Here is an 11470-nt window from a genome sequence, read left to right as displayed (position 1 = left end):
AGACAGGCCTATCCGCTTTGTCTGAACTAGATCATCTGAAATGGCTGGAGATTTCCAACAACGAGATTGCAGATCTGACTCCGCTGGTCAATCAATCCCGGCTGCAGCAGCTGAACGTAGCGAATAATCGGCTTCAATCACTGGCTCCACTGGCCGATATGGACAATACATTATTGAGATTAAACGTGGCAGGCAATGCAATCTCAGACCTGACCCCCTTGCAGCATATGACGCGTCTTCAGGCGCTCGATATCTCAAGTAATCAAATTCAGCATCTCAAGGCACTTGAAGCCTTAGTGCGGTTAACCGAGCTTAATGTGGAATCCAATCAAATCTATGATCTGGAGCCATTACGACAGCTCACCAAGCTGGAGGTGCTGAAGCTCGCAAACAACCGTGTATGGGATCTGACACCGATTGCCGATTTTACTTTTACACAGGCTAATCCCGTGAATGCAGTACAGGACATCGGAGCTTCCACATCTGTATCTCCGAACGTACAGACCCCGGTAACCGAAGCAGAGTCTGCCGGATTGACGGTGCAAAACAACTACCTCGACGTATCGAGCGGCAGCAGCACCATGGGCCTGCTTAACGAGATGAATGTGCGGGAACAAAAACGCACACCGCAAGGCCGTTTCCAGCGTCTGATTGAAGGATCTACCACGGCCTACGTGGGGGATCGCACATACGCTCTGGAAGCTGCACCTTTTATCCATGAAGGGCGTACGTATGTGCCACTGCGTTTTGTGTCTGAACAACTGAATGCCCAGGTGGATTGGGATCGCAACAAGCAGGAGGCCGTAATCACACAAGGTGATAAAACCATTCGCTGGACTACCGGCAACAAACAGGTGGTTGTAGATGGTTCGCTCCTGATGAATGATGCCCCATTGTTGACCGAAAACGGCACAGCTTTTGTGCCTGTCCGCTTTGTTTCGGAGCAGCTTAATACAACTGTCGGATATATCGGGCGAAGTAAAACGATCCTGATTTTTGAAAATAAACAGGCGGGAAACAGTTTAGGATTATAAAGGTTTACGAAAATAAGCCTACCTCATGTAGTATCCTTCTCCGCAAGAGATACATGAGGTAGGCTTATTTTTCTGCTTTTCAAAGTGTTATATTAATATGTTATAACAGGTTGTTGGCGGTCCACTCAAGTACTTTAAAACAAATTAATATAATCGTTCGGCTCAATCAAAAATTCAACAAGGAAACCCGAAATTGCTATAAGAATACCTACAAAAATATTGGTTTTCCTCTCACTTAATCCTGATTTCTCGCATAACACAACAAACAATATTAGAAAAAGTAAATACCATAAATTTTGCCTACCTAGATTGCCACCCAGAATCTCTGAAAACCAGGTTGATAAACTAAGTGCTAATAGTATCAAAGGTATTCTTAATTTAATTTTTTTTCATTGTTAAAACTTCCTTTTTTACCAAATTTAGTTGTATGATGTCGACGGCTATGATAACATTATAATAAATTATGGGAAAAAAGAGAAAAAATATGAAATTTACCAAAATTATTGTTTCTTTAGCCTTATTAATTTTTATGTTTAGCTCAACTTCTTTTGCTGCTAATTTGAAGAGTGAAGGCTCTCTAGCCGAATTAAAAGAAAAATTTGATTTGAGAATTTCCGAACTAAACCATCAGCTTTTAAATATTTATAAAGATTACAATGGTTTAGAACGCGAAACTATGTTAGAAGATTTTTTTTCAAGTGAAGAGGTAGTAAATCTGCAGCAGGATTATAAAGAGGAAGTTTTAGGTAAACCGGAGTTAGAACAAGCGTACTTTGATCTTATTAAAGCTATTAATACTCCTGCAGAGATCAAAGAAGAGCAAACATTCTCACTTAATTCTCTAATGAAAAGTGATAGCTCTAAAACTGAGGAAATAATTGAATACGAAGATGGAAGTTTTACTGTAGTCACTAGTAGTGTCAAGGAAATTAAAAAGGATGACGGCTTAATTACACCTCAAGCTTATACAAATGGTATTGGAGATTATGAATATAAATGGACATTTGAAATTAGACACCTGCTTTACCCTAATACTAAATTAGATTTGAACACCTATTATTCGACACATCAATCTTCACCACACCTGAAAGTATATAATGCTTCGACATCAGGTACCTTTAGTCAATTACCAATCGTGACTGTTGCCTCCTCAGCTGCAGTTAACCAGCCAAATGCAACTAAATCAACACCCGCTAGAACTAGTGGTACTTATACCGTCACTTATGCAGGGTACAACGGTATAGGCTTAGCCTCCGAGACTTACACGACTAACGCAAAATTTATAATACGTTCTTATACAAGCAATACAGTAACAATCTCTACTGAAGCCACGAATACTTTGTAGTATTAATATATTCCGTCTAGTAAATTGTTAGCCCTCGGCCTTTCTAAATAAAAGCCGGGGGCTTTTTAGATTTAAAATTCTATTTGGTTTAATATTATTTTTTATTGAGCAATATCTGAACATACCCTGCTAACTGTGTGCTAGCTCCTTAATCTTCTGAATAAAAGAGTCCACCTGGATGCCGTTCGTTTGTTCCGTAAATTCACGCAGCTCCTCTGATTCCCCTTCATACGCAGATAGCACGTAATCCCCATCCACAATATAGTACGTTCCGTAACGGGTAAACGAATAACCTCCTACCTGCTCCCCCGTTGTACCCTTCTTGACCACGGTAACGATCCTCATGCCTGGTTTGAGTTCCGGCTCCATGCCTGCAAAGTCAGCATTATAAAAGAGAAATGTGTCCTCTTTCACATCCTCACCTGTTAAAACCTGATGCACGTTCACCTTGTACGCAATGAACTCAGGCTTGTATGGAGCAATGCCAGCAGCCCGATCCTTCTCTGCAGAATCACCTTCAGGTGTACCCGGTTCGGCCCTCAAGTCGACGCTAAAATTCGGGAGTTCGCTCACTACCTCTGCAACAATGACGGCTTCCCCGAAATCCATCATCTCTCTGAAACTCACTTCCCTCATATTGATCGTCGGTGGAACGCCAGTGGAACGTGGATATTCTTCTCTAAGTTCCTCTATCCGGTTCAGGGGCAGTCTGTTCCCTGCATCTTCATGAGCGTTGGAAAAAGGGGTAGAGCAACTAGTTAAACCCATCAGTAATACAACACTTATGAACCAATGCTTGGCACGAACCCGTTCCACATCCCCACCCCCTCATCCGGCGTATTCAGATTCATACAGCCTGGTTTAATCCTGCGGCACATCCCAGTTAGCCAGCATGCCTCTCGCCATCTCCATGGTCGACTCTTCCCCTGTGATTAGAGCAAACTTAGCAACCAGTACCGGGTAAGCAGCCCACTGCTCCCGAATATGTTCAAACATCAGGGGCCATGTTCTTCCTCCTGCCTTTTCGTACCGCTTTAACAGATCGCGCAATCCATCATCCTCGAAGAGTCCGTAATAAATCACGAAATCCTTACCGGGATCAGCGATCTCCGCTTCCGTCCAGTCGATGAGCCCGGTTACCCGCTGTGTATGATCGACGATAATATGCGGTGGATGCAGATCACCATGATTGAATGTGACGTGCTCAGGCCAGAAATGGTCTGTTGATAGCCAGTTCTCCCACCTCTTGGCCAGCCGATCTGGCACCGTGAAGCTCTGCTTGATCTGCTCCATATTGGCGGCAAACTCCTGCCGCACTTCTCTAGGCGTCTTGCTCCGCACTCCGCCTTGTACCGCTTCACTGGCATCAATGCCATGCAGTTGTACGAGTGCAGCAGCCAGCGAGTCGAAAAATACATCCGATAAGCCTTCCTGCGGAAAGCGCCATGCATATCCTCCCCCAGCAGGATCGACCACAGCAATGGGTTCACCGTCCAGCAGGGGGTAAGCAATTAGCTCCGGTGTACAGATTTGCCAATCCGGCACCTTAACAGACAAGTGCTCCTTCACAATCCCCAGCACATGACGCTCATTTTCAGCACGCTGCCCTACGTCTCCACGTCTTGGCTGACGCAGTACCCACTTTTGCCCATTCTCGTCCGTAGCAAAGGTCACCCTAAAGTCCATCCCGGACTCATTGATTTCCATCGAATCTTTGCGGATTCGAAGCCCATTTTGTTCAGCGAGCAGCCATATCTCCTGTTGAAGTTTTACCTGTTCATTCGAAATTGGTCCTGTCATACCCATTCCTCCCCTTTTCCTCAGAAAATAAAAAAACACAGACATCCACGCCTGTGCCTTGATCTCGGATTAAGGGATATACCTAGATATGTGCAGTCCCGTAGTAGTACAGCAAAGAACCACTCCTATGCAAGAGTGTCCACTATGGATTACGGCATACGTGTAAATAGGCAAACCTCTCCCGATTATCTGCACACAGGCAGCAAACAGCACGCGTAAACAAACGTTTCGCTACTATCTCAATCGGAAAAAATGTGCCACACGTATCCCTCCGTTCAGTAAGTTACCCCTATGCTAACATATTCCAATTCCTGGTTCCAGCATGAATTTCCTGATTTGCCCACCTATCTGGATCAATTCCTCCGCTGGCCTTCCTGCATATAGAGTATAATGAACAGGTATACGATATAGGTATGGTGCAATGCTTATAGTAAGCATCCTGCACATCTCTGGTATGAGTACTTAAAACTAATGCAAAAGAGGTTAACGATGAGCAAGCAACAATTCAAAGATTATAAACTTGGTGAAGAGATCGTCCGGGCACTGGATAGTCTGGGTTATGAAACGCCAACTGAGGTTCAGACTGAAGTGATTCCGGTCGCTTTGGAAAATAAAGACCTCGTGGTCAAATCCCAGACAGGCAGTGGTAAAACAGCTGCGTATGGTATTCCGATCTGTGAGCTGGTGGAATGGAATGAAAATAAACCGCAGGCTTTGATTCTCACACCAACCCGTGAACTGGCCTTGCAGGTCAATGAAGACATCACCAACATTGGACGCTATAAGCGGATTAAAGCCACGGCACTCTATGGACAATCTCCTTTTTATATTCAAAAAGCAGAGCTAAAACAAAGAACACATGTCGCCGTAGGTACGCCGGGACGTGTGCTGGACCATATCGAACGCGGTACACTGCCGCTCGAGCGGATTGCCTATCTCGTCATTGACGAGGCGGATGAAATGCTGAACATGGGCTTTATCGAGACAGTACAAGCCATTATTCAGGCCTTGCCTCGCGAGCGCGTAACGATGTTATTCTCCGCTACATTCCCTGAGGACGTTGCCCGTCTCTCACGTAAGTACATGGATCATCCGGTAGAGATCGAGATCAAAGCAAGTGGTCTCACAACAGCTACAATAGAACATGAGGTTGTTCGGGTATCCGAAGTCAACAAGACTGCTGTGCTGGAGGATCTGTTCATCGTAGAAAATCCGGACAGCTGCATTGTATTCTGCCGTACACAGGAGAACGTGGATAAACTGTTCCGGGTGATGGCGGACCTGGACTACCCAGCAGACCGAATCCACGGAGGCATGGAGCAGGACGAGCGGATCGAAGTCATGAATGCATTCAGAAGAGGCCAATTCCGTTATTTGGTCGCAACCGATGTTGCGGCACGCGGGATCGATATCACGAATATCACTCATGTTATCAACTATGATATTCCGCTGGAAAAAGAGAGCTATGTGCACCGCACAGGCCGTACCGGACGTGCTGGTAAGACAGGCAAGGCCATCACGCTGGTTACACCGAAGGATGGCAGACGCCTGGCCGAGATTGAATCCTATATCGGATTCAAGATCCCCGTTGTTCCGGCACCATCTGAAGAAGCCGTCGATCGCCGTAGGGAAGAATTCGAGAAGCGTCTGAAGATTGTACCTGAACGTAAAAAGGACAAGCGTGAACAGCTGAACCAGCAGATCATGAAGCTGAACTTCAATGGCGGCAAGAAGAAAAAGCTGCGTGCCGTGGACTTTGTAGGTACCATCGCCAAACTGGAAGGCGTCACCGCAGATGATATCGGGATTATCACTATTCTCGATAATGTAACCGATGTGGAGATTCTAAACGGCAAAGGCCCGCTTGTACTGGAAATGATGCAAAACACAACGGTCAAGGGTAAGCAGCTGAAGGTCCGCAAAGGGAAGCATGTATAAGCAGAAGATACGAAGTTAATACACTTTAGAAGAGGGAGTGTCTTGAGGCACTTCCTCTTTCATGTTGTTTTTTTACTGTCTGGAATCCCTGACGTTGGCCTCTACAAACGCTGTAATATCATTTGAGTACTCATCCCATCGGTAATCTCTATTCTCGATTACCAATTTTGGTATGTCCCATGCATCTATTGTTGTTCTAACAAAGGTCTGGCTACTTGACCAGAGTTCACCCGCTTCTCTGAAATCATCGTCCGTATGTAACGATACAGGTCCCCACTCATTGCCACGCACGCTGCAAATAAACCGCCAATGTGCCTCAACATCCATCTGATAAAAGTAAATCAGGACCGGGTTCAGCGGAGCTAGAATCTTCGCAAGACTAACCGCAAAGTGGCGCAGCTTATCCGAATTCATTCCCATATGGTGTGCACTGTTAATCGTATCCTGGAGCATTACACTCTCGATGATGGTTACCTCATCTTCATGTTCCAGTCTCTCTTGAACAAACGCTCGGTACTTCTCCAAGAGCAATGTGATAAACAACTCCGCCTGTTCTTCTTCTACCAATGAATCAAAGGAATAACCATAAATGAACAGCGGATGCTCCGCTTCAAGCTCCACAATGCATCGATTTGAGATATTCCAGGCCGAGAGCTGCTCCGCAACCCGCAGTGCACTGGTCGTCTTGCCCGACCCTGGCATGCCATCCATAATAATCAGTTTCTTTTGTCTTACCCCCATGTTACAGACCTCCATATCAATCTACTCTGTACTCCTCTGCTAGCTACTTATCTCATGTTAAACGCGAGCTAAATTATAAAATATACCATTAATTACAATACATCTCTATTCTTATTCTAACGGTTGAATCTTGATTTCACCATAATGATTCTTTCGTCTCTCGTGAAGGATCCCTCCCGCTCTCGCCGCTTTGTATCGAAAAGCACTTCTTTGTTCATTAATGGATGAATTGTTCACTTGAAACAAATGGGAGTCAAGCTAGAATATATGTGAAAGCGCTACAATTTACTCATAACCTTGGGGAGGTGCATGTAATGAGAAGCAGGAAGTATGCATGGATTCTGGCTCTGACCCTGACACTGACGATGTTTGGCTTCCATCCCGAACGAACGGACGCGGCGAGCGTGACCATTAACAACGGCTCCGATTGGCTGGATACCGCAGGTAACCCCATTCATGCGAACAGCGGTAATATTCTGAAAGTGGGAAGCACGTATTACTGGTATGGCGAGCATGCGGTAGGTGGCAAGTTTGACAGTGTTAACGTCTATACTTCAACCGATCTGAAAAACTGGACATTCAGCAATGCCATCCTCACCAAGGATTCTGCAACGGAGCTTGCCTCCAGCAAGATTGAGCGCCCCAAAGTGATCTACAATCCCGCTACGCAGCAGTATGTGCTCTGGGCACATTATGAGAACGGAACGGATTACAATTTGGGACGTGTCGCCGTAGCGACCAGTAATACACCGAATGGAAAATTCACGTATGAGGGCAGCTTCCGGCCACTGGACTATGAGTCCCGTGATATGACGGTGTTCGTGGATACCGATGGTACGGGTTATCTCATCAGTGCTTCACGCAAGAATGGCGGCGCGAACGATACGATGGCCATTTTCAAAATGAACGCAAGTTATACAGGTGTCGAATCCTTTGTAGGCTGGCAGTTTGAGAACAGCTACCGTGAGGCTCCTGCCGTTGTGAAAAAGGGAAACCGCTATTACCTCTTCACCTCCCAGGCCGCTGGCTGGTATCCGAATCAGGGGGCTTATGCTACAGCCACATCCATGGCTGGACCATGGTCTGCACTTACCCCCTATGGCAATCCTTCTGCCTTTGGATCACAGATTCATGATATTGCCACGGTTACGGGCAGCAGCACCACGTCCTATATCTATATGGGAGACCGCTGGAATCCAATGAATCTGGGCGAGCATAAGCACATCTGGCTTCCCTTGACCCTGAACGATACCAACGGAACGGCATCACTGGAGTGGTACAAGGATTGGAGTATTGATGCTGCTACAGGTACGGTAGCGCCGTCCTCTCTCGTCAACCACGCTCAAGGCAAGACAGCTACGGCCATATCGACAGCCTCCGGTTCATCCGCCGCCCATGTGAATGACGGCAACTATCAGACTTCGTGGGCAGCTTCTTCCAATACATGGCCTGCGTGGTGGCAGGTTGACTTCGGATCGCCGAAGACCATTACCGAGATCGATATCTCCTGGTTTATGTATAAAGGATCGGAGGGGTATTACAAATACAAGATTGAGATCAGCAATGATGGCGTCAACTATTCCACACTGGATCGGACCAATAACCTGACCTATGGATTTACCACAGATGCAGTACACTTCACGGCCCGCTATGTACGTATCAGTATGGTGAATGCCGTGCTGTGGAACAACCCGGGCAATTGGTACACTCCAACGCTGCATGAGGTCAAAATGCTGGGTCCTGCTGCCCCGGAAGCGACAGGCTACAGCCAGTTCAGCTCACATAATTATCCGGATCGTTACATCCGGCATTCCAATTTCACAGCTCGTGTTGATGCGAATGTCTCACCTGTACTGGACTCCCAGTTCCGCGTTGTTCCAGGTCTCGCCAGCTCTACGGGCATTTCGCTGGAGTCCATCAACTTCCCGGGGTACTTCCTGAAACGAAACAGCAGCAATAAAATTGTGCTTGAAGCCTATGCAGACACTACTGCTTATAAGGGAGATGCAACCTTTCTGAGCAGCCCCGGCTGGGCAGACAGCTCCAAAATATCACTTCAATCGTACAGCCAGCCCGGATATTATATCCGGCACTATAACTACGTACTGCAGCTCGATACCATTAATGCATCCAGCAGCTCAACCGTGAAAAGCGATGCCACGTTTGGGCGAACCAATTTCTAGTTTTACGTTATGAAGTCTGTCTGATCTAAGATTCCACTATCAAAAAGGCTGCCTCTTAGAATCTGATCTAAGAGTGCAGCCTTTTGTTATCTTGATCCGTTCGTATCACGCTACTCTTTTACTTCATAAGCGATATTTTGCAAATCTTTGATATTATAGGTGTCGTCCTGGATGCGCCATTCGCCTTGGTCCTGTAAAAAAGTGATATCACCTGATAATGGTATGTTTTTCAACTGTTTGCCTTCGCGATCAGTCAAGACTAGATTCAGTCTATATTCTACAAGGATCCAATCGTTCTTGCTCTCTTTGATCTCCACGAGTATATTTTCGGGATGAAGTAGAGCCTTCTCCTTGTCTGCCACCATTAGGGGTAACGTTGCATACCGATTAGCCATGTAGGACTCATAGTTCTTCTCCGTCAGAAATGGTTTCAACGTCTCCCCTTTGGCCAATAGCCCCTCTACGGTCAGAGTATCTTCATAATCTGCGTAATCAACAGTTAATTCTGTTTTCTTATATTCCAAGGACATATCCAGAGCCTTCTGTTCATCCTGAGCCGTAGCCTTCTCGCTCGTTGGCATATTCTGCTCGTTGGTTGGATGTGTTGTCTCTTGAACAGGATCGGTCGTCTTCGATTCAGTACATCCCATAATCATTGCTGATGAGAGTAGTACCGTACTCATAGCACTGACTAACTTACGCATAGTAGATCAAACCCTTTCGTTCCTTCATTACTTTCAATTATCACCTTTATTTGGTTAAAATGTCCAGTGTTCAGAAATATTCAGCTGGATTACCTTAACGTTCATACGTAACCAATCTCCGTATTCAATTTATACATCCCGTTGTACAGGGCGATAATTTCATTGTATGTTCTTTCGCTATATATGAAGGTGTAACGAACATTTAATAACGGATCTTTACACAAAAAACCACATTAGATTTCTCTAATGTGGCTCTTCATCTTTATTTTTTGGAATACACAATTTTCTTGATACTGTCGATGGACAGGAAAAATCGTTCCGTCAGCTCATGCACGGTTAAACCTGCAGCGAACAGGCGCCGGATCTGCTCATTACGCTCTTTCACAACCGCCCTGCTGCCCGATTTTTCGCCCCACCTTTTATGAGCTTCCTTAGGCTTTGGAATGTAAACCAGCCCACCTGGGATGTGCCTCTGGATCTCTTTTAATAGTTCTTCCGGCAAGATGGCATCTGCATTGATATAATTCATGCTGCTCCGCTCCTTAAAATTAGTCTTTAAGGCAGCAGAGTCCTACGACGTACACTTCTGAGTTCTATGTGGCGGAAAGGAAAGTCATGGCTCTATGCAAACAACCGCCGTTGTTCATCGCATGGACTCTGCATAGAGCGCATCGTGAAACTTCTTATGAATTGAATCATGGTAGCCCCCCATTCGGCACCCATATGTTAGGCGCTGTTTGATCCCTGCACATTAATTCATTCGATTACAACGGAGCGATATCCTCTTAATATACATAAGGTTCATGAATACTGACTCAGACTCTTCTCCAACATCTCCCGAACAGCATCCTGCAAGGGTGCTGGTGTGACCACCTTAACTTCAGGACCATAGGCAAGAAGCCTCCGTGCGGTGAACGGGAATTCCTCCGGGGGAACCAACCCTCGCCATTCATTGCCTTGAATCGACTGGAACAGCACATCCGAATGTGCGAGCCTAGTACCAAACTCGGTGAAATGCAGTACTACTTCCACGCCTTCCCTGTCGTCTTCGGATTTAAACCATGCTTGCAGGCTGGGAATGGACTCATCTATGGAATCAAGCAATCTCAATTGCTGCATGCGGTCCACGCGATATAACAACACGCGCTCCTTATGGCGGGCAGGCATGTACCAAAATCCATTTTCATAATAGATGCCGATGGGATACACCTGTGTTGTTTTATTTCCATTCCGGGAATGATACGTAAATTCAATCTCTCTTTTATCTACAGCAGCATGAAGGATCTCCGTCGTTAACATCTCATCGTGCTCACCCGGATGCTGTACAAACGTCACATGTTCTCTCATGCGTACAATCAGATCCTGCACATCCTGCGGCAACGTGGAGAAATACTGTTCCGCCAAATGCTCGCGCATGGATCCATACGGAAAATCCGGGACCTGCTGCAAATATTCGATCATCAGGAACAGACCGAGTGCCTCGTTCTGTGTCAGCTGAAGGGGCGGCAGAATTCGATTAGGCAAAACCCTGTAACCTCCATTCACGCCAACCTCCGTGTACAAAGGAAACCCTAACTCCTGCAGCGCATCCAAGTCACGCTGAATGGTCCGGACGGATACACCGAATCGTTCCGCCAGTTCACGGGCGGTAAACTTTTTTCTTGAATCCATCAGTCTCATTATGGCTAGTTTTCGACCATTCATGATTCCACCACCTAACTACGT

At 46.0% G+C, this 11470-nt stretch carries 10 protein-coding genes; 4 read left to right on the top strand and 6 right to left on the bottom strand.

Annotated elements, in window-relative coordinates:
• Together MH144_RS29470 and MH144_RS29465 are read left to right on the top strand one after the other, a co-directional pair.
• A partial coding sequence (locus tag MH144_RS29470; protein WP_239305700.1) for a stalk domain-containing protein occupies positions 1-1034 on the top strand: 1034 nt, incomplete at its 5' end.
• Positions 1035-1518: 484 nt separating this feature from the next.
• On the top strand, positions 1519-2379 hold the full coding sequence (locus MH144_RS29465; RefSeq protein WP_239305699.1) for a hypothetical protein: 861 nt from the start codon (positions 1519-1521) through the stop codon (positions 2377-2379).
• Positions 2380-2508: 129 nt separating this feature from the next.
• Here the strand turns inward: MH144_RS29465 and MH144_RS29460 are convergent, their stop codons facing one another.
• Positions 2509-3195 carry a hypothetical protein gene (locus tag MH144_RS29460; RefSeq protein WP_239305698.1) on the bottom strand — a complete coding sequence of 229 codons (687 nt, stop codon included), beginning with the start codon at positions 3193-3195 and terminating at the stop codon, positions 2509-2511.
• 45 nt (positions 3196-3240) lie between these two features.
• Positions 3241-4179, bottom strand: coding sequence for a macrolide 2'-phosphotransferase (locus MH144_RS29455; RefSeq protein ID WP_275440372.1), 939 nt, complete (start codon positions 4177-4179; stop codon positions 3241-3243).
• A 489-nt stretch (positions 4180-4668) separates the two neighbouring features.
• On the opposite strand from MH144_RS29455, the gene MH144_RS29450 reads away from it, so the two are divergent.
• Positions 4669-6117, top strand: a complete 1449-nt coding sequence (locus tag MH144_RS29450; RefSeq protein WP_239305696.1) for a DEAD/DEAH box helicase — start codon at positions 4669-4671, stop codon at positions 6115-6117.
• Between the two features lie 72 nt (positions 6118-6189).
• Here the strand turns inward: MH144_RS29450 and MH144_RS29445 are convergent, their stop codons facing one another.
• Complete coding sequence (locus MH144_RS29445) at positions 6190-6858, bottom strand: P-loop NTPase family protein (RefSeq protein ID WP_239305695.1); 669 nt, start codon at positions 6856-6858, stop codon at positions 6190-6192.
• A gap of 314 nt (positions 6859-7172) precedes the next feature.
• Here MH144_RS29445 and MH144_RS29440 point away from each other — a divergent pair, with 314 nt between their 5' ends.
• Complete coding sequence (locus MH144_RS29440) at positions 7173-9041, top strand: AbfB domain-containing protein (RefSeq protein WP_481857410.1); 1869 nt, start codon at positions 7173-7175, stop codon at positions 9039-9041.
• 110 nt (positions 9042-9151) lie between these two features.
• Here MH144_RS29440 and MH144_RS29435 read toward each other — a convergent pair whose 3' ends face one another.
• The 3 genes from MH144_RS29435 to MH144_RS29425 form a co-directional block, all read right to left on the bottom strand.
• A complete protein-coding gene (locus MH144_RS29435; RefSeq protein WP_239305694.1) occupies positions 9152-9745 on the bottom strand; it encodes a hypothetical protein in 594 nt (197 codons plus the stop codon).
• Positions 9746-10007: 262 nt separating this feature from the next.
• Positions 10008-10274 carry a CD3324 family protein gene (locus tag MH144_RS29430; protein WP_239305693.1) on the bottom strand — a complete coding sequence of 89 codons (267 nt, stop codon included), beginning with the start codon at positions 10272-10274 and terminating at the stop codon, positions 10008-10010.
• A gap of 272 nt (positions 10275-10546) precedes the next feature.
• The gene (locus MH144_RS29425) at positions 10547-11449 is read right to left on the bottom strand and encodes a helix-turn-helix transcriptional regulator (RefSeq protein ID WP_239305692.1); all 903 of its coding nucleotides are present in this window, start codon (positions 11447-11449) and stop codon (positions 10547-10549) included.
• Positions 11450-11470 lie beyond the last annotated feature (21 nt).

This window comes from Paenibacillus sp. ACRRY, assembly GCF_022346995.1.
Taxonomy (GTDB): domain Bacteria; phylum Bacillota; class Bacilli; order Paenibacillales; family Paenibacillaceae; genus Paenibacillus.
The sequence above is the reverse complement of the archived record's forward strand: the minus strand, read 5'-3'. Positions and strand labels throughout refer to the sequence as shown.